Below are 18,640 nucleotides of genomic sequence, written 5' to 3'. Positions count from 1 at the left end.
TTTTTCAATTCTGGAAAGCTAAGTTTTTGCTTGTATTGCAAAAACTTCAGGACTAGCATTCGCACTCTGATTTTGAGACAAAATTCTTTCCAACATTCCATCCCCCAAGGACTTCCCTGTGACCAAATCTGCGCTGAATTCTCGCAAAATGTATATTTTTCTTCTCATTCTGACTATAGCAACAGCAATAGGATTTCAGGGATGGAGAACACTTTTAAACAACTTCGCCATAGATGTTGCCGGCCTAAACGGCGGAGAATTCGGCCTGATAGGCTCAATCCGCGAGATTCCGGGCTTTCTGGCTTTATTTGTAATCTATTTTCTCTTTCTCATTAAAGAGCATAGGCTTGCGGCTCTTTCTGTCATTCTCATGGGCGTAGGTGTTGCAATAACAGGGTTCATGCCTTCTTTCATGGGCATTGCTTTCACTACTATAATCATGTCCTTCGGGTTTCATTATTATGAAACCCTTAATCAATCTTTAACCCTACAATATTTCGGATACTCAGAAGCGCCAATTGTAATGGCCAGACTTAGAAGTCTCGGAGCAGCTACAAACATTTGCGTAGGAGTGGCTATCTTCGCCGTTTCAGGCCTTTTTGACTACAAAGAAATGTTCATAGCTGCTGGCGCATGTGCTATTCTTGGAGGCATATACTGCTCTTTTCAAGATCCTTCATCTAAAGAAATACCTCTTCAGCATAAAAAAATGATCCTGAAGTCAAGATACTGGCTTTTCTACGCACTCACCTTCATGGCCGGTGCGCGGAGACAGATATTTGTTGCGTTTGCAGTTTTTCTACTGGTCAAAAAATTTGGTTACTCCATTCAGGATATCACCATTTTATTTGTAGTAAATAATGTTATTAACTACTTTTTAAATCCCTTGATTGCCAAGGCTGTCAATAAATACGGCGAAAGAAAAGTACTGAGTCTTGAGTACGCAAGTTTAGTTTTGATATTTACTGCCTATGCATTCATCGAAAGCCCTCTGATCGGTGGAATACTTTATATTCTAGACAACATATTTTTCAACTTTGCCATGGGTATCCGCACTTTCTTCCAGAAAATAGCGGATAAAAAAGACATTGCGCCAAGCATGGCTGTAGGCTTTACCATCAATCACATTGCAGCAGTAGCGATTCCCGTTCTGGCAGGCATTGCGTGGATGCAGGACTACCGCATAGTCTTTCTCGGCGCCGCAGCATTATCTGCTGTTTCACTAATTCTTGTGCAATTTATTGATCATGAATTAAAAATGAAAATGAATTTGTAATAAAAAATTAAATTCCACCTCTATAAAAGTGAAAAACAGTGTGATCCCTCATTCAAAAAATTATATTATATACCACTGTATTGATTAATTTAACAGCAAAGGGACATTCTTCCATCTAGAACTTCTCTACATTTATACTTCTTAACTTGAATATAGCTGATTTTAATTATACTGTTTCTATATTTTACATGCAAATTACATCTTTTTCAAAGACATAACTTTAATTTTAAACCTCATAGCAAAAACAAAATGTAATCCGAACTCGGAGGATTTTTTTAAACCATGAGTAGATTTAAAATATTAATGCTAATACTTCTAACGCTTTGCGTTACGGCAAACGCCGGAGCAGAAGACAATAAGCGTTCTATCCCCATCTCGATTAAAGCTTCCGGATCTTTTATCAGCGGATCTGACTTTAAAGACTCTAAAGCGGCAGTAACTGTTGCCGGAGGCAAAATTGACATCAAAGCTACCGGATTCTCATTCAGTTATGAAGGCAAAAACTATTCATGGGATAATGTCGACAAGCTGAACTTCGGAAATGGAGTAGATGACCCGTGGAACACATTGCACAGAATTGCAATTGGCTACTCACACTTTGGGAAAATTAATAAAAACTGGTTTTATGGAGCAGGCATAACAGGAACCTCTGCCTTTGAAGAAGAAATGAGTAATTCTTTCGGTGCAGCCGTTCGCGGAAATATAGGTTATATTTTTAATGATAATTGGAAGGCCCTTATTGGAGCCAGAGTCTTTACAAATAGTGTACGAACTTCTGCAATGCCTTTTGTAAGCATCATGTACGAAAACTACAAAGAAGACGGCTCCGGTATTTTCATGACATTAGGAGCACTCAGTGAAGCCGGATATGCTTTTTCTAACACGGAAAAAATTCGCTTTAAATTCGGCCTAGACGGGAAAACATATCGATTAAAAAATAGCAGCACAGTTGCATCTAAGGGCTATATTACAACGAGCAGCATGATGACCGGAGCATATTTTGACTGGAAACCCTTCAAAGGATTTTCACTTTCGGTCGGCCCTGAATATTACTTCGCAAGAGAAATGAAAACTTACGACGAACACGGAAATAAATTTGGTGGAGCCAGCAAACAAGATGCCGCCATCGGCGGAAGTTTAACCTTCGGATACAAGTTCTGATATATGCATGGCCTAAAAGAAATTGACCATTTCAATTTATCACCATCATGCTGTAAGATTAAGCCCACCGAACTAGCTAAACCACGAAAGTCATAAACAGATCAGCTTTTTACCCTCCACAATATTTATATGTTCCCGATGAATACACCTTAAGCAAATGTTATTTAAAATTCATCGGAGCAGCCCTTTACAAAAAGATATAAATCAACGAAATTAATTTTTTAAATATCTAATATGCAATCTAAAGATAGTACATAAGGTTTATAAGGATCCACGATGGAACTAAGTAGTAAAAAAGTTGAAAATGCTCTTATTGTCGGTATGAAAGGAAGACTCGACGCGCTGACTTCTCCTAATTTTGAAGATGCAATATGCAAATTCATTAGAGAAGGTGAAATCAGAATTGTTTTCGATCTCGGTGACCTTGATTACATCTCCAGCGCAGGCTTAAGGGCTATTCTTTCGACAGCAAAAAGATTGAAAGCTGAAGACGGAGCAATTGCTTTTGCTAACATTACCGGAATGATCAGCGAAGTTTTTGAAATTTCAGGATTTGGCTCCATGTTTAATATCTATGGATCTGCCCTGCTCGCCGCAAAAGAACTGTCTTAGTTAGAAGGAGCCCAAATGAGACGCTTTCTTCTTTCAATTTTATCAATTGCAACACTCTTGCTCCCTTCTTCATTTGCGGAGGCCAAATCCCCCCTTGAGACTTCGCTCCAAAAAGAAATAAAGACAGTATTACAGAGCAACCCTGAACTAATTTTAGAAGCTTTCAAAGGACATGAAGAAGAACTGTACGACCTCATGCAAGTCGGGCTTGAAAAGAAAAACAAAGCTAAGATACGGAACAGACAGAAAAAACAACTGGATAATCCGAATATTCCGCTTCCAATGCCTAATCGCCCGCTATGGGGAAATCCAGATGGGAATATTTCAATCTTTGCTTACTCTGATTTTCAATCAGCAAGCTGTTCAAAAGCAAACAAAACAATAAAGGAACTTTTAAAAAACGATCGAAACATTAATTACCGCTACCGCCATAACCCTCAAGGCTTTCACAAAATGTCCCGCCCTGCGGCACTGTATTATGAAGCTTTAGCCCTGCAGGACCACCAGAAAGCAATCATATTTAACAGTCTGCTTTTTGCAAATCGGTCTAAAATTAATAAAGGCGGGCTGAAAGAACTCGACACACTTGTGTTAAAAGCCGGAGGTAATCTGCCTCGTCTGCATCGCGACATCAAGTCAGTTCAACTTATCAACATTGTTGACCGTGATCTCAACGAAGCTAAAAAATTTGGATTTACGGCTTCACCTGTTTTCGTTATTAACGGCGTAACGGTAACTGGAGCGGCTCCACTTGAAGAATTTAAAGAAGTGATCCAACTAATCCGCGATCATATGTCAAAATAAACTTCCCGTATAATTTTCCAATCTTCTGCATAAAAGGATCAATAAATGTCTTTGAAGAACTCCGACATACCTCATGTCTTTCTCCACACCGGAGATGCGTTCATCGGAGTAAACCCTACGATTGTTTCAACAGTGCTCGGTTCCTGTGTAGCCATTTCAATGTTTTCCCCACGAATGAAACAGGGCGCAATCTGCCACGCATTTCTTCCCTCAAGAAAAGAAATTAACCCGGATAAACAAATATCAATCCAAATTTGTAGATATGTAGACACAGCCATTGACCATTTGCTAGCATGCATGCTCCGCATCGGAACCAGAAAAAATGAACTTGAGGTCAAAATATTTGGAGGAGCCAGCGGGCTAACCTTGTCAAAAGTCAGAGCTCCGAACTCCTTTGCCGTAGGAGGGCGAAATATCCAAATGGCTCTAGATTCCTTATCGGCGATAGGACTTCACCCTAAAGCAATGGATACGGGGGGGAATGTAGGAAGAAAGATTTTATTCGCCACACACAGCGGAGACATCTGGCTTAAAAGACTTGATAAACAAACCCTATTGAAAACAACCTGTCACCTCACGAATAAAAAATGAAATTATTTAAAAAAATTTTCCCTATAGCCTTTTTTCTCCTGATTCTTATTGGATCTTTCAGTCCGGCCAATGCAGACGAAACAATCTACCAATATTCAACTATCGACTCTTTGTTGCTTGGCAACTATGATGGAGATTTGACCGTTTCCGAACTAAAGACACACGGAGACTTCGGAATAGGCACCTTTAACGGCCTAAACGGTGAAATGGTTTTTATCGACGGTGAAGTTTACAGAGTAGGATATAACGGAAAAGCTGCCGCAGTTGATAATCTTACCCGAGTCCCTTTTGCTGATGCCCTCATCTTCAAAACAGATTCCATACTGAAAATAGACTCAACTTCATCACTTGAAGAATTAAACCAGAAAATAACCAATGCCCTTCCATCTACAAACATCTTCTTTGCCATCCGCATAGACGGCAGATTCAGCATGATGCGGACACGAAGTGTTCCCGAACAAAAGAAACCTTACCCACCCCTCGTTGAAGTGGTAAAAAATCAAAGCATCTTCAAATTTACTGAAATAGAAGGGTCGCTTATCGGCATCAAAAGCCCTTCCTATGTAAAGGGAATAGGAGTTCCGGGATTCCACTGGCACTTCATTACCAAAGACCGCACTGCCGGCGGACATGTTTTAGGCTGCCAATTCAAAAATCTTGTCGCAAAGGTCGGATCTTACAGTAGCTTCTTCTTACAGCTACCCAAAACCAAGAGTTTTCTAGACTCTGATCTCAGTAACGACAAAGAAAAAGAATTAAAAAAAGTAGAAAAAGATTCCATTAAGGATTAATAATAGAAGTTCAAGTATGCCTTCTATTCATAGAAGTGCGACTTTCCTTTTTTATTCTGGAGGAATACCATGAGCAACAAATTAATCATAAAAGTGGATGAAGATCTCGAAGAAATCATGCCCCGGTATCTTGAAATCAGACATAAAGAATTGGGTGAACTCGAAGAGGCTATAAAAGCTGAGAACTTCGACCAAATCAGAATGCTGGGACACAAGCTGAAAGGAACAGGATCATCTTACGGCTTTGAAGAGCTAACAAGACTTGGCAGTCTTATTGAAAATAAAGCTTGCGATAAAATCATGGCTGAAGTTCCTGAGTGCACTGCCAAGGTCCGCAGCTACCTTGAAAACATAGTGATTGAATATGTTCCGATGGACTGATTGTTAAGCTCCATATAAACTCACTCGAAAGTTTATACGGAGCTTTTGTTTGAACCGCTTAATTTACCGCAATCGCAAGCTATAATAAAAACTGCCCTGTAACCGACTCGGGATTTTCCATTATCTCTTCCGGTGTGCCTTTTGCGACAATCTGTCCACCGGACTCGCCTCCGCCCGGCCCTAGATCAAAAACATAATCAGCAGCGCGGATTACATCGGTATTGTGTTCAATAACAATAACCGTTGCCCCTTTTTCTACCAACTGCTGCAAAACTTTGATCAACTTACCGACTTCGTGCATATGCAATCCCGTGGTCGGCTCATCAAGAATATAAAGAGTACCGGGCAAACGTCTTTTGCCCAGCTCGCGCGATATTTTAATGCGCTGAGCTTCTCCGCCCGAAAGAGTTGTTCCCGGCTGACCGAGCTGTAAATACTCAAGCCCGACCTGCTCTAAAACTTCAAGTCTACGCTTCAAAGTAGGATGATTTTCAAAGAAAACTTTCGCCTGCCGGACGGTCATATCAAGGACTTCAGCGATATTGCGCCCCTTGTAGTCCACTTCGAGCGTCTGGCTATTGTAACGCTTACCTTTGCAGACATCACAGGTCACGTACACATCCGGTAGAAAATGCATTTCAACCCTTATCTGACCATCACCGCGACAGGCTTCGCAGCGTCCGCCACGCACGTTAAAACTGAATCTACCCGGCTTATATCCGCGTTTTTTAGATTCTTTTGTCGCCGCAAATATATTTCTGATCTCGTCAAATATTTTAGTATAGGTCGCAGGATTAGACCTCGGAGTTCTTCCGATGGGAGACTGGTCAATTGAAATTACTTTTTCAATCTTATCAATGCCTTCAATACCGGTAATCTGCCCCGGCTGATCAACCTTTATCCCGCGCGACAATGCCAGATGCTTGTACATGGAATCCACCACAAGCGAGCTTTTTCCTGAGCCGGAAACACCGGTGAAACAGCACAATATACCCAGCGGAATGTCCACATCCAGATTTTTAAGATTATTTGTTGTAACTCCGCGCATCCTTATCCATTCGGAAGGTATGCGTCTCTCCTCAGGCTTATCAAGGGAAAGTTCTCCGCGTAAATATTTTGCAGTAAGTGATTGCGATTTACCGAGCAAATCGTCAACGCTGCCCTGAAAAACAATCTCACCGCCAAGCATGCCTGAACCGGGACCAAGCTCAATAACGTGATCGGCACTCCTGATAGTAGATTCATCATGCTCAACCACCAGCACGGTATTCCCGCGAGCCTGCAATGAACGCAGCGTTTTGAGAAGCCGTTCATTGTCATGAGGATGCAACCCGATAGAAGGCTCATCAAGCACATACGTTACGCCGACAAGTCCTGAACCGAGCTGTCCTGCCAGGCGAATACGCTGAGCTTCTCCGCCCGAAAGAGTCGCCATGTTACGGCCTAGATTTAAATAATCCAGCCCGACATTAACCATAAAGCCGATGCGGTGAATCAATTCTTTAAGCAAAGGCTCGGCGATAAGCGAATCATGACCTTTAAATTCCAGCCCTTCCAACCAGTTAAGCGCCCGCTTGATAGACATGGAACAGAAATCAAAAACACTTTCACCTTCAACACGTACAGCAAGCGATTCGGGGCGCAGACGGGCTCCTTTACATGCGGGACAAGGCATATTCTGTCGAAAACGAGCCAACTCATCACGCCAGATGCGTCCCAGATCACGCCCGGCATCAAGCTGATTAATTATCCCTTCCCAATCAAGCTTCTTGTCCCCGTAGAACAACGCATTCATAGCTTCTTTGGAAAATTCATTCAGCGGAGTATCAATCTTAAAATCATATTTTTTGCCGAGAGCACGAAATTCAGCCTCATAACGCCCAAACATTTGCGGCGATTTCCAAGGAATAACCGCGCCTGATTTCAGAGAAAGACCTTTATTCGGAGCAAGTAAATCCGGTTCATAATACTCAACACTGCCGATTCCTGAACAAGTCTGACAAGCGCCCTGAGGGCTGTTGAAAGAAAAAAGTTGCGGAGACAGGCGCGGCATACTGATCTTACAGGAGGTGCAGGTCGACATGGTTGAAAGATAAATATCCTCACCGCCGACAATTGAAACTATGACTGATTCATCGCCATAGCGCAGTGCAAGCTCCAGTGAATCGCCCAGCCTTTTCTTAATATCATTTTTTATGACCAGACGATCTACCACAAGCTCAATGCTATGCTTACGGTTCTTTTCAAGCTCAGGAACTTCATCGATCGAAGAAATTTCTCCATTCACCCTTACGCGAACAAATCCTTCTCGCTTAAGTTTAATAAAAAGATCTTTATGAGTACCTTTTTGATGATCAACAAGTGGAGCGAGGAGCATAAATTTTGTGCCGGCTTCAAGAGACATCATGCGATCCAGAATTTCATCAGAAGTCTGAGCTTCAATAGCTTTACCGCACTGAGGACAATGATATTTGCCTAGCCGTGCATAAAAAACGCGCAAAAAATCATAAATTTCTGTCACGGTTCCGACAGTTGAACGCGGGTTGCGGGAAGTAGATTGCTGCTCAAGTGAAATGGCTGGAGACAGACCTTCAATCTTATCAACTTTCGGCTTATCAAGCTGAGGCAGAAACTGCCGAGCATATGCTGAAAGCGACTCAACGTATCGACGCTGTCCCTCAGCATAAACAATATCAAATGAGAGAGTAGATTTACCTGATCCCGAAGGCCCGCAAACAACTACCAACTGATCACGCGGAATATCTAAACTCAAATCTTTAAGATTGTGATGCTTCGCACCTTCAATATGAATTGATTTGTTCTGCATATATTTCTCACTGTCCGAATTATTTTGATCCGGAACAAACTTTCAATTTTTCAAGGATATTTAAAGACTAAAACGGCGAGTGGAAATAATAAGCATTTTCATATCAAAGGCAAGCTAATTAGGAATCATTCTTAAATATCTTTTTACTACATGAAAACAATCAGTATTTTAGTTAATTTCTATATCATCTAAACAGTCAGAATAATCATCTTCCACCACTTCAAGGCCACCCTCTTGTATCTCTTTGATAAAAATTTCAACCAGTTCAGGGTCGAGAGAAGGGCCTGCTAACTTTCTAAGAATGGGGAAAGCCTTATCAAGTCCCATTGCATCCTGATAAGTGCGACTCGTAGTAATGGCATCAAATACATCCGCAATACTCAAAATACGCGCCCCCTTAGAGATTTCATCACCTTGCAGTCCGTTCGGATACCCTGTCCCGTCCAGTCTTTCATGATGACCGCGCACAAATTCAACTGCAGGTCCGAGAAATTTTAGCCCTTTCAACATACTAAACCCGGCTTCGGGGTGCCGCCTTATTTCAGCGAGCATGTCATCATCAACGTGAATATCTTCATTGAAAAACAACCTGTCGCTGAACCCGATTTTACCTATGTCATGAAGAATTCCCGCAAGCCTCAGAGTCCAGACATCGTCCTCACAAAATCCGGCTCGAAGAGCCAGCCTCTTAGCATACTGCCCTACCCGCTCGCCGTGACCACGGGTATATTTATCCCGCAGGCTCAGTCCACGCGCAGCGGCTTTAACGGTATCCACAATATTCTGCTTAAGATCTTCATTGGCCTGCTCAAGAGCAAATTCACGGGCCTCAATTTTAACCATCATCATACCGACAGATTCAGCTACTTCACGAACATACGGACTATACTTATCGGTAGTAAGTTCCATAATATCATTTGAATAACTTCCGCCCGAAATATCCTGAATACAAGCCAGAAGATGAGTTAAACCTTCCATATAGGATTACCACCGTTAAAGTTCATAATATATTTACTATCTCTTATAAGTAATTGAACTAAATTTTTACTGTCACAAAATAAAACACAAAACTCGACAACTAAACGGCATGATCCGGAGCCTCCGTAGGCGAATATCCAAAATGCCTTTTAAATTCCCGGCTAAACTGAGAAGCACTCTCATACCCGACCATACGAGCGGTTTCGCTAGCCTGTAATCTCTGGCTGACAATAAACTGCCGGGCTTTCTCAAGTCTAATTCTTTTTAAATATTGTACAGGCGTGTACGAGGTAACAGCTTTAAAATGGTCATAAAATGTACGCACACTCATATTAGCCTTGCCAGCAAGCTGTGGAACATCAAGCGATGCGGAATAATCATTATGAATAGCCCGTAAAGAATTAGCAACCTTGGCATATGAACTTTCACCGCGGGCCGCAGAAGCAAGAATATATCCATGCTCTCCAAGCAGCGTGCGATAAAAAATCTCACGCAAGGTTTGCGGCCCTAAAATTTGTGCTTCTTCCTGATTTTTAAGATTCTTTAACAATCGAATCAACGTTTCAATCATTTCATCATTTAATGACTCTAAATAAGTCCCCGGTTTTAAATCGGACTCTTCCAAATCATCACGCCCGCCAACACCGGAATCAACAATTTCCTGAACCATTGCATAATCAATTGATATCGTGATTCCGAGAACGGGCTTATCGGCAGAAGCAAAAACTTCACATTCAAAAGGAACAATTACAGGAACAACCAGAAAATGATTTGAATCATACGAGATTGTTTTGTCACTGAGGTGTCCAACTTTTTTACCCTGAACCATAAAGCAAATACACTGATCATAAATCAAAGGTTTTTTTTCACTATGCGTATTTAAGCGAAAAATGGTAACCTTCTCCAGAAAAGTATTTGTACAACCCTCCGAAGGAGTCATTTCATTCAATATATTAATAAGTTCGTTGATCATATCTTTATCCTTTAAAGCATGTATAATGCGAGGCCGAATAAATAGCAAAAGACTTCAACCTCTAACAAAGCACGTATTACAAACTTTCAGGTAACCACAGCCGCACTGGCAATATCGCACAATTAGGCACACCTGCCGCACAATCAGGTCTTCTTATTCCATGCGATTGTCGTCATAGTGTATTTAATTCAAAACTCATAAAGGAGATTTAAATGAATACTTCATTCAACTATTTCATACCCACTAATATTATTTTCGGAGCCGGACGCATAAAAGAGCTGGCAACAGTAGCTCTGCCCGGAACCAAGGCTCTCATAGTAATAAGCTCCGGCACGTCAATGACTCGTTTCGGATACCTTGATACGGTTGTTAAGGCTCTTAAAGCACAGAAAGTTGAAACTGTAATTTTCAGCAAAATCCTCGCTAACCCTATTGTTGATCACGTCATGGAAGGCGCTCAGATGGCCCGTGAAAACGGCTGTGATTTCATCGTCGGCCTCGGGGGCGGCAGTTCAATTGATTCAGCTAAAAGCATCGCGGTGATGGTACATAATCCCGGAACATATTGGGATTACATTGGCGGCGGAACAGGCAAAGGAAAACCCGTCACTGAAAAAGTATTACCCCTCATCGCCATTCCGACAACCGCCGGAACAGGCACAGAAGCTGACCCGTGGACCGTTATCACCAACTTGGAAACCAAGGAAAAAATAGGCTTCGGCGTTGCGGGAACTTTCCCCGTAATTGCTATTGTTGACCCTGAAATGATGCTGAGTGTCCCCGCGCACCTGACAGCATATCAGGGCATGGATGCCTTTTTCCACGCAGCAGAAGGATACCTTGCAAACGTTCACCAACCGGCAAGCGATCTGTTCGCGCTGGATTCCGTCAAACTGATAACAAAACATCTGCCGACAGCAGTAAAAGACGGTTCAAACATGGAAGCCCGCACCGCCCTAGCATGGGCCAGCACACAGTCCGGCATGGTGGAATCAACCTCCAGCTGCATATCACAGCATTCAATGGAACACGCACTAAGCGCGTTTGACCCATCCGTTACGCATGGCGCAGGACTGATCATGCTGAGTGTTTCCTACTTCTCATTCATGGCGAAAAAAGTACCCGAAAGGTTCCCGGCTCTTGCCGAAGCAATGGGTGTTGATGTCAGCAAACTGCCGGAAAGCGAACGCCCTATGGCATTCATCTCCGCGCTCAAACAGCTCATCAAAGACATTAATTGTGACGGACTGGATCTTAATGATTACAAACTGGATAAATCACAGGCTGGAGCACTTGCCGATAACGCAATGACCGCCATGGGATTTTTGTTCACGCTTGATCCTTACCAGATGAATAAAGATGAGGTTGTGGGGATATTTGAGAGTGCTTTTGATGCGTAGGGTTTAGATATAATTTAATTTTAAGAAAAGATTGATTGTAATAAGAAATCCCCTCTATCGTTGGTTCGAAGGAGGGGATTTCTTAACAAACTATTCAATCACAATGGTTTCTACACCATCAATTTCAACAATTGAAATTCGTCCATCCTTAAAATCCAAATATTTTCCGGATTTTGTAATTTCTTTTGACGAATCATTTTGCACATTCTTTTTCATAAAATTTATCACCTCAAACTCTCCGTTGAGATGACCTGCATTGAGTCCCATTTTATATCTATTTTGTATTTGACCAGAGAGAACAAGGGTCGCGACTCCCACTCCAAGTAAAAAGGCTACAATTATTGTAATATTTTTTTTCATAGTTTTTATTTAGTATTTTTATTTAAAAAGATCAGCAACAAACATAAAAATATTGAAAAAAAATTCCCCTCCCTTGAATCAACAAGAAAGGGGGATTTCAAATTCTATATTCCAAATAAAGCTCAATCTCACTTAAGCGTTATGCTCCCGAAAAGCCTGAACAGTATTAATAAGCAACTGTGCGATAGTCATAGGTCCAACTCCGCCGGGAACGGGAGTCATGGCGCTGGCAACATCTTCAAGTGCTGCGTAATCGCAATCACCTACCAAACCGTCATCAGTGCGGTTGATACCTACGTCAACAACGACCGCGCCTTGTTTCACCATATCTTTGGTGATAAATTTAGGGATGCCGATTGCGGCAAATACGAAATCCGCGCTCTTAACTTCTTCCGCCAGATTCGCGGTGCGTGAATGACATACTGTCACGGTGGCGTTTGCGAAATCACCGTACTGCATCAGCATCATGGCGAGTGGCTTACCCACAATATTTGAACGCCCAACTACAACCGCTTTTTTGCCGGAAGTAGGCAGGTTGTAACGTTCGAGCAGGGTCATAATTCCAGCTGGTGTGCATGAACGAAAACCGGGCAATCCGAGCATGAGCTTGCCGACATTCATTGGATGAAAACCGTCAACATCTTTACCGGGATCAATGAGTTCTAGGCAACGCTGGCTGTCGAGCCCTTTAGGGAGAGGAAGCTGAAGCAGAATGCCGTCAACCTTATCATCCGCATTAAGCTTTTTGATAAGATCTTCCAGTTCCTGCTGAGCAACTCCGCCATCAATGTGATGTGCATAAGAGATAATCCCTGATTTTTCACAGGCAATTTTCTTGTTGCGAACATAAACTTCTGATGCTGGATCTTGTCCAACAAGAATGACGGCCAGACCGGGAGCTCTGCCGTGTTCTGATTTTAATGAATCTATTTCAACCCTAAGCTCTTCACGAATAGTGAGTGCTGTTTCTTTTCCTTTTAAAATAATCATAGCGTACTCCGTGGTGAGGTGTTCGAGACACTGGTTCCATATAATACAAAAGGCCGGAGCGCAATTGCACTCCGGCCCTTTGAATAATCTATAAAACAGTGTGACTCTAGCCTTCAGGGAAGAATGCTTCGCGAAGAGCAGGTCCGTAGTAGATACCTTCATCTTCGAGATCTTCTTCAATGCGAAGAAGCTGGTTGTACTTTGCAAGCCTGTCACTGCGGCACAAAGAACCGGATTTAATCTGACCAGAATTGAGACCGACAGCAAGATCAGCAATGAAGTGATCGCTGGTTTCACCTGAACGATGAGAAACAACGGTGGTGTAACCGGCCTGTTTTGCAAGCTCAATGGTATCGAGAGTTTCAGTAACAGTTCCGATCTGGTTCAATTTGATCAGAATAGAGTTACAAACACCGCGTTCGATGCCTTCAGCAAGGATATCAGGGTTGGTAACGAATACATCGTCACCTACGATCTGAATGCGTTCACCGAGGACTTCGGTGTGATGTTCCCAGCCTTCCCAGTCGCCTTCTGCAAGACCGTCTTCAATGGAAATAAGCGGGAAGCGATCACAAAGGTCAACATAGAAGTCAGTCAATTCATCAGCTGTGAACTCTTTGTTTTCGCCTTTCAGCACGTACTTACCGTCTTTGTAGAACTCGGAAGCAGCAGCGTCGATTGCGAGAGCAATGTCATGACCGGGTCTGTATCCAGCTTTCTCGATAGCTTTGATAATGTATTCAAAAGCTTCAGCGTGAGAATTCAGATTCGGAGCGAATCCGCCTTCATCACCGACTGCGGTGTTATGACCGTCAGCAGCAAGAATACCTTTCAAAGCGTGGAAAGTTTCAGAACCCATGCGGAGAGCTTCCGCGAAAGTTTCAGCGCCGAGAGGCACAATCATGAATTCCTGAATATCGAGATTGTTGGGAGCATGCTCACCACCATTAATGATATTCATCAAAGGAACAGGCAGCAATTTTGCATTTACGCCGCCAAGGTACTGATAAAGAGGAATTCCAAGCAAGTTGGCAGCAGCTCTTGCAACAGCCATGGAAACACCCAGCATTGCGTTAGCGCCGAGTCTTTCTTTGTTGTCGGTTCCATCAAGATCAATCAGGAAGTTATCAATTGCAACCTGACGCAATGCGTCCTGTCCAACCAATGCTTCAGCTATTTCTTCACGGACATTGGCAACAGCAACCTGCACGCCTTTTCCGCCGTAACGGTCCTCATCCCCATCACGAAGTTCAAGAGCTTCGCGAGTACCGGTGGATGCACCGGAAGGAACAGCAGCACGGCCAGTGGCGCCGGATTCAAGAACCACTTCTACTTCAATTGTGGGGTTACCTCTGGAATCAAGAATTTCTCTAGCCCAGACAGCTACGATAGTGCTCATGACATTTCTCCTTGAAAATAGATAAACATTACTTTTCCGGTTTACTTCCGAAATGTCGGTAACAAGCTCCGACAAAAACCTTACGACCGTTTATTCCTCTATGCCAAACCAGCCCATGCGAAGCCCGTCCAAAAGAAGGGTCGGCTCTACACGGTCAATGGCCCGGCAAACTTCAGCTATTTTTGAGGCAAAGCCTCCGGTGGCAATAAGTTCAACCTCACCGCCCAAAGTATCACTTAACCGCTGACTCAGCCCTTCAACCATAGCGGCAAATCCGAAAATGAGCCCTTGATTAAGACTGTCAGCGGTACTTTTACCAGGCCTGATAACATTTGTTTCAAGCTCAAGAGTAATATGCGGAAGTTTTGCTGTGCCGGAAGAAAGCGCCTTGGTAGACGACAATACTCCGGGACAAATTAAACCACCCATATATGCATTGCCCACAACGCAATCAAATGTGGTTGCAGTTCCGAAATCAACTACAATAATATTTTCGCTATCACTTATACAACGTCCTGAAAAGGCCGTCACAAGCCTGTCCGCGCCTACTTCCCACGGGCGTTCATACCTGTTGTCGATATTCAGTTTGATATCTTCAGGAAAAAAATTCAAATCGCATGAAAAAAATCTCTTAACAGCAGATCTCAAAATGGGATTCATAGGAGGAACAACAGAAGAGACTGCGCCGCCGACAATATCCTCGGGAACATATCCGGCTACGCGGCATATTTCAAGAAGTCTAAGTCCCCACGAATCAGCTGTGCCGCCGGGATCAGTAGGCAAAACAAAAGAAGGGCCGATCTCATTACGGGTCGAAAAACCAATTTTAGTATTGGTATTACCCACATCAAAAAGAAAAATAGTTTCTGAACTCAACAAAATCTCCTGAATAAATACAAATTCGAATTACAAACAGTCCATGCTGCATGCTTTCACAGCACTTTTAACCCTTTCATTAAAAATAACAACCAAAGCAAAGAAGATTTTTACAACAATAAGGCAACAATCTTAAATTTCCGATAGCAAAAAACAATATTTCGACCAAACTCATCTCGGTCTATTATCACAATCAGAGAAAACTAAACACATATAGCTGCAATTTATAAAGCCGATTTTGCAGATACATAAACAAGAACTGAATTTCGCCTACTTCATTCCGTAACAGTAATCAATGAAAGATCGCTTAACTGACTACGGTAGTTGTAATTTTGATTAATTATACATTAATTCTATAGATGTTTTAAAAAGAGCATATTGACTTGAATACAAATTAAAACTAACAATTAATGATCAATTAAAGACTGTTCAATACATTACCTAAAGCATTGCGGAGCATAACCGTGACGGATAAGAAACTTCTCTCCATAGCAGAAATATCCCGCTTACTGGAAGTCCCGGAATCAACTCTTCATTACTGGAAAAACCGGTTTGCCCAATACTTGCCCAGCGCAGGAAGAAACAGACAAAAAAGATTTAAACCTGAAGCTGTTGAAATTTTTTCACTCATAGCCTCCATGCTTAAACAAGGCCATACCGCTGAAGATGTCATGGCTGAACTTTCCAGAAAATATCCGGTTAATGTTGCCATTGAACAGACTGCGTACGATATGACACAGCAACCAGCTTCCACCCAGTTTCAGCAGATTAATATGGAACCGGCAGTACAGATGGCGGCCGCTATGGGCGCAGAAATATCTAAATCCATCACTGAAGGGTTGAGAGGGTTACTTTCCAATATACCGCAACTTTCTTTCCCTTCCGATGCACCAATATCCGAAGAACTCCGCTGCGGAATGGAAAAGACAGCTAAAGATTTAAATGAACAGGGTGAGAACATTCAAACCCTTCAAGAAGAAAACACATGCCTCAAAGATAAGCTGTCCATAATGGAAGCTGAACTCGTCAGATTACGCAAAGACAGACGGGAACTTGAAAAGTACCTTCTTGACAAGATGAAAGCCGTAACTAAATAGCCTACGTGCAAGCCCGAATTGCTGCCGCTATCACGGAGCAGGGCTTCCCCCCTCATTTACACCAAATTCCGCCTTCCGACTGTCAATCCGGCAGCCGGAAGGAATTTACTTATTGGAGGAAAACTGATGACTGAACAGACAGAAAAATTCGAATTTAAGGCTGAGATCAACCAGCTTCTGGACATCCTGGTCCACTCTCTTTACACAAACCGCGAAATATTCCTCAGAGAGCTCGTATCAAACGCGTCCGACGCACTTGATAAGATGCGCTTTGAAATCAATCGCGATCCAGCTCTTGATGACGAGATTGAATCTCAAATCAGCATATCCTACAACGAAGAAGCCAAAACTATCACCGTTGCCGACACCGGAATAGGCATGACCAAAGAAGAAGTCATGGCTAACATCGGAACAATCGCTCATTCCGGCTCTGCTGAGTTCATCAAACAGGCTGCGGATACCAATGAAAGTCTGGACAGTCTGATCGGACGTTTCGGCGTAGGTTTCTACTCCGCATATATGGTTTCCGACAAAGTTGTTGTCCGCACAAAATCTTTCAAAAAAGACGCTCCCGCTATTCAGTGGACTTCTGACGGCAAGACCAATTACGAACTAACCATTCTTGATGAAGAAATGACTCATGGAACATCCATTGAGATCTTCCTTAAAGAAGACATGGTTAAACGGTTCGGTTCCGAAGACACACTCAAAGGCATCGTATCCAAGCATTCCAACTTTGTATCTTTCCCCATCATGATCGGCGGAGAAAGAGTCAATACTGTAACAGCTCTCTGGCGTGAACCTAAATTCCAGATCAAGCAGGAACAGTACGAAGAATTTTATAAATTCCTCACATACGATCCCAAGCCCCCCATCAGCACACTTCACTTCTCTGTTGATGCTCCTGTGCAGTTCAACAGCCTGCTTTTCGTGCCTGAAAAAGATCTCGATATATTCGGCATGGACCGCGACAATTGGGGAATTGATCTTTATGTCCGCAGAGTTCTCATTGAACACCAGAACAAAAATATGCTTCCTGAATACCTCAGCTTCATCAAAGGAGTTGTGGACACCGAAGACCTGCCTCTGAACATTTCCCGCGAGACTCTTCAGGACAACCTGCTCATCGGTAAAATACGTTCAACAATGACTAAACAGGTTCTCTCTCAGCTTGAAAAAATAGCGAAAGATGATCCTGAAACATATGCAAAATTCTGGAAAGCTCATGCGAAAATATTCAAAGCCGGGCATCAGGATTTCTTAAACAAAGACAAATACGCAAACCTACTTCGTTTTGATTCATCTAAATCTGACGGTGAAACTTTCGTATCATTTGATGATTACATTGAACGCGTTAAAGACGAACAGAAAGAAATTTACTATGCGTTCGTTGCCAGCCGCGAAGCTGCCAACCTTAACCCGCATCTTGAAATCTTCCGCAACAAAGACATCGAAGTTCTGTATCTCTACGAGCCTATTGATGAATTCGTTATGGAAAGCCTCCGCGAGCACAAAGAGTTCGCGCTTGTTTCCGCTGAATATGCAGACCTTGAAAAGCTGGATAAGTTTGAATCAGCTAAAAAAGAAAACGAAGCCACTCCTCTAAGTGAAGAGCAGGCTAAAGACATGGACGCTCTTGCCGCCAAGATGAAAGAAGTTCTCGGCGAACAGGTAGCTGAAGTCAAAATATCCGAAAGACTGAGCGACAGCCCTTGCCGTCTGATCAGCCCGAACGGAGCAATGACTTCCTCCATGGAAAAAATCATGAAGGTCATGAATAAGGATAGTTCTGTCCCCACCAAGACCATGGAAATCAATGCTGACCATCCTCTGCTCCGTTCAATGCTTGAGATTTTCAAAGTGAACGCTGACGATGAATTCATTGAACTTTCATCAAGACAGCTACTGGAATCCGCTCTCCTGCTTGAAGGATACCTCAACGACCCGCATGCGCTTGTAGGCAGAATTCAAAATCTGCTGACCAAAGCCGGCGGATGGTACGCTGAACTTGAGAAAAAAGACTAGTTTTCTCATATAAGCTTGTAATTAAAAAGGCCCTGACCGCTTATTTGCGATCAGGGCCTTTTTTGATAACATTTCAAAGTCCATATTGAATACAATGTA

General features: G+C 42.7%; 17 protein-coding genes. 10 read left to right on the top strand and 7 right to left on the bottom strand.

The genetic code is table 11. The annotated features are described in order from the left end of the window. The first annotated feature begins 148 nt into the window (after positions 1-148). The 7 genes from BLT41_RS04440 (at position 149) to BLT41_RS04410 (ending at position 5,616) form a co-directional block, all read left to right on the top strand. Entirely contained in the window at positions 149-1,276 is a 1,128-nt protein-coding gene (locus BLT41_RS04440) for an MFS transporter (RefSeq protein WP_092158836.1), read from the top strand. 282 nt (positions 1,277-1,558) lie between these two features. Next, positions 1,559-2,437, top strand: coding sequence for a hypothetical protein (locus BLT41_RS04435; protein WP_092158633.1), 879 nt, complete (start codon positions 1,559-1,561; stop codon positions 2,435-2,437). Between the two features lie 276 nt (positions 2,438-2,713). Then, positions 2,714-3,049, top strand: a complete 336-nt coding sequence (locus BLT41_RS04430) for an STAS domain-containing protein (protein ID WP_092158631.1) — start codon at positions 2,714-2,716, stop codon at positions 3,047-3,049. A 15-nt stretch (positions 3,050-3,064) separates the two neighbouring features. After that, the gene (locus BLT41_RS04425; protein ID WP_092158629.1) at positions 3,065-3,853 is read left to right on the top strand and encodes a DsbA family protein; all 789 of its coding nucleotides are present in this window, start codon (positions 3,065-3,067) and stop codon (positions 3,851-3,853) included. 45 nt (positions 3,854-3,898) lie between these two features. Continuing rightward, positions 3,899-4,444, top strand: a complete 546-nt coding sequence (locus BLT41_RS04420) for a chemotaxis protein CheD (RefSeq protein ID WP_092158627.1) — start codon at positions 3,899-3,901, stop codon at positions 4,442-4,444. Then, a complete protein-coding gene (gene budA / locus BLT41_RS04415) occupies positions 4,441-5,235 on the top strand; it encodes an acetolactate decarboxylase (protein WP_092158620.1) in 795 nt (264 codons plus the stop codon). The genes BLT41_RS04420 and budA overlap by 4 nt, the downstream gene beginning before the upstream one ends. A 69-nt stretch (positions 5,236-5,304) precedes the next feature. Beyond that, positions 5,305-5,616 carry an Hpt domain-containing protein gene (locus BLT41_RS04410; RefSeq protein ID WP_092158618.1) on the top strand — a complete coding sequence of 104 codons (312 nt, stop codon included), beginning with the start codon at positions 5,305-5,307 and terminating at the stop codon, positions 5,614-5,616. A 79-nt stretch (positions 5,617-5,695) separates the two neighbouring features. Here the strand turns inward: BLT41_RS04410 and uvrA are convergent, their stop codons facing one another. From uvrA to BLT41_RS04395, 3 genes are all read right to left on the bottom strand, one after another. Continuing rightward, complete coding sequence (gene uvrA / locus BLT41_RS04405; protein ID WP_092158607.1) at positions 5,696-8,443, bottom strand: excinuclease ABC subunit UvrA; 2,748 nt, start codon at positions 8,441-8,443, stop codon at positions 5,696-5,698. A 168-nt stretch (positions 8,444-8,611) separates the two neighbouring features. Further along, entirely contained in the window at positions 8,612-9,421 is an 810-nt protein-coding gene (locus BLT41_RS04400) for an HD-GYP domain-containing protein (protein WP_092158605.1), read from the bottom strand. Positions 9,422-9,521: 100 nt separating this feature from the next. Beyond that, positions 9,522-10,394: an AraC family transcriptional regulator gene (locus tag BLT41_RS04395; RefSeq protein ID WP_092158603.1), complete on the bottom strand. Its 873-nt coding sequence runs from the start codon at positions 10,392-10,394 to the stop codon at positions 9,522-9,524. A 212-nt stretch (positions 10,395-10,606) separates the two neighbouring features. Between BLT41_RS04395 and BLT41_RS04390 the strand changes: the two genes are divergently transcribed. Beyond that, complete coding sequence (locus tag BLT41_RS04390) at positions 10,607-11,794, top strand: iron-containing alcohol dehydrogenase (protein ID WP_092158601.1); 1,188 nt, start codon at positions 10,607-10,609, stop codon at positions 11,792-11,794. A 90-nt stretch (positions 11,795-11,884) separates the two neighbouring features. Here the strand turns inward: BLT41_RS04390 and BLT41_RS17295 are convergent, their stop codons facing one another. The 4 genes from BLT41_RS17295 to BLT41_RS04375 all read right to left on the bottom strand — a co-directional run bounded on the left by BLT41_RS17295 (position 11,885) and on the right by BLT41_RS04375 (position 15,419). After that, positions 11,885-12,154, bottom strand: a complete 270-nt coding sequence (locus tag BLT41_RS17295; RefSeq protein ID WP_139167326.1) for a hypothetical protein — start codon at positions 12,152-12,154, stop codon at positions 11,885-11,887. A gap of 132 nt (positions 12,155-12,286) precedes the next feature. Beyond that, positions 12,287-13,144, bottom strand: coding sequence for a bifunctional methylenetetrahydrofolate dehydrogenase/methenyltetrahydrofolate cyclohydrolase FolD (gene folD, locus BLT41_RS04385; RefSeq protein ID WP_092158599.1), 858 nt, complete (start codon positions 13,142-13,144; stop codon positions 12,287-12,289). Positions 13,145-13,250: 106 nt separating this feature from the next. Beyond that, positions 13,251-14,543 (bottom strand): phosphopyruvate hydratase, encoded by a 1,293-nt coding sequence (gene eno / locus BLT41_RS04380; protein ID WP_092158598.1) that lies wholly within the window; start codon positions 14,541-14,543, stop codon positions 13,251-13,253. A 90-nt stretch (positions 14,544-14,633) separates the two neighbouring features. Beyond that, on the bottom strand, positions 14,634-15,419 hold the full coding sequence (locus BLT41_RS04375) for a type III pantothenate kinase (RefSeq protein WP_092158597.1): 786 nt from the start codon (positions 15,417-15,419) through the stop codon (positions 14,634-14,636). A gap of 464 nt (positions 15,420-15,883) precedes the next feature. On the opposite strand from BLT41_RS04375, the gene BLT41_RS04370 reads away from it, so the two are divergent. After that, entirely contained in the window at positions 15,884-16,516 is a 633-nt protein-coding gene (locus BLT41_RS04370) for a MerR family transcriptional regulator (RefSeq protein ID WP_092158596.1), read from the top strand. Between the two features lie 126 nt (positions 16,517-16,642). Further along, positions 16,643-18,541: a molecular chaperone HtpG gene (gene htpG, locus BLT41_RS04365; RefSeq protein ID WP_092158595.1), complete on the top strand. Its 1,899-nt coding sequence runs from the start codon at positions 16,643-16,645 to the stop codon at positions 18,539-18,541. The last annotated feature ends 99 nt before the right edge of the window (positions 18,542-18,640 follow it).

Origin of the sequence: Maridesulfovibrio ferrireducens (genome assembly GCF_900101105.1) — a bacterium.
Taxonomy (GTDB): domain Bacteria; phylum Desulfobacterota; class Desulfovibrionia; order Desulfovibrionales; family Desulfovibrionaceae; genus Maridesulfovibrio; species Maridesulfovibrio ferrireducens.
Note: the sequence above shows the minus strand (reverse complement) of the source record. Positions and strands in the feature narration are given on the sequence as shown.

Bases quoted from the DNA above. Each gene is read 5' to 3' on its own strand.
- BLT41_RS04440 (WP_092158836.1), top strand. From the start codon at position 149: ATGTATATTTTTCTTCTCATTCTGACTATAGCAACAGCAATAGGATTT.
- BLT41_RS04435 (WP_092158633.1), top strand. From the start codon at position 1,559: ATGAGTAGATTTAAAATATTAATGCTAATACTTCTAACGCTTTGCGTT.
- BLT41_RS04430 (WP_092158631.1), top strand. From the start codon at position 2,714: ATGGAACTAAGTAGTAAAAAAGTTGAAAATGCTCTTATTGTCGGTATG.
- BLT41_RS04425 (WP_092158629.1), top strand. From the start codon at position 3,065: ATGAGACGCTTTCTTCTTTCAATTTTATCAATTGCAACACTCTTGCTC.
- BLT41_RS04420 (WP_092158627.1), top strand. From the start codon at position 3,899: ATGTCTTTGAAGAACTCCGACATACCTCATGTCTTTCTCCACACCGGA.
- budA (WP_092158620.1), top strand. From the start codon at position 4,441: ATGAAATTATTTAAAAAAATTTTCCCTATAGCCTTTTTTCTCCTGATT.
- BLT41_RS04410 (WP_092158618.1), top strand. From the start codon at position 5,305: ATGAGCAACAAATTAATCATAAAAGTGGATGAAGATCTCGAAGAAATC.
- uvrA (WP_092158607.1), bottom strand. From the start codon at position 8,443: ATGCAGAACAAATCAATTCATATTGAAGGTGCGAAGCATCACAATCTT.
- BLT41_RS04400 (WP_092158605.1), bottom strand. From the start codon at position 9,421: ATGGAAGGTTTAACTCATCTTCTGGCTTGTATTCAGGATATTTCGGGC.
- BLT41_RS04395 (WP_092158603.1), bottom strand. From the start codon at position 10,394: ATGATCAACGAACTTATTAATATATTGAATGAAATGACTCCTTCGGAG.
- BLT41_RS04390 (WP_092158601.1), top strand. From the start codon at position 10,607: ATGAATACTTCATTCAACTATTTCATACCCACTAATATTATTTTCGGA.
- BLT41_RS17295 (WP_139167326.1), bottom strand. From the start codon at position 12,154: ATGAAAAAAAATATTACAATAATTGTAGCCTTTTTACTTGGAGTGGGA.
- folD (WP_092158599.1), bottom strand. From the start codon at position 13,144: ATGATTATTTTAAAAGGAAAAGAAACAGCACTCACTATTCGTGAAGAG.
- eno (WP_092158598.1), bottom strand. From the start codon at position 14,543: ATGAGCACTATCGTAGCTGTCTGGGCTAGAGAAATTCTTGATTCCAGA.
- htpG (WP_092158595.1), top strand. From the start codon at position 16,643: ATGACTGAACAGACAGAAAAATTCGAATTTAAGGCTGAGATCAACCAG.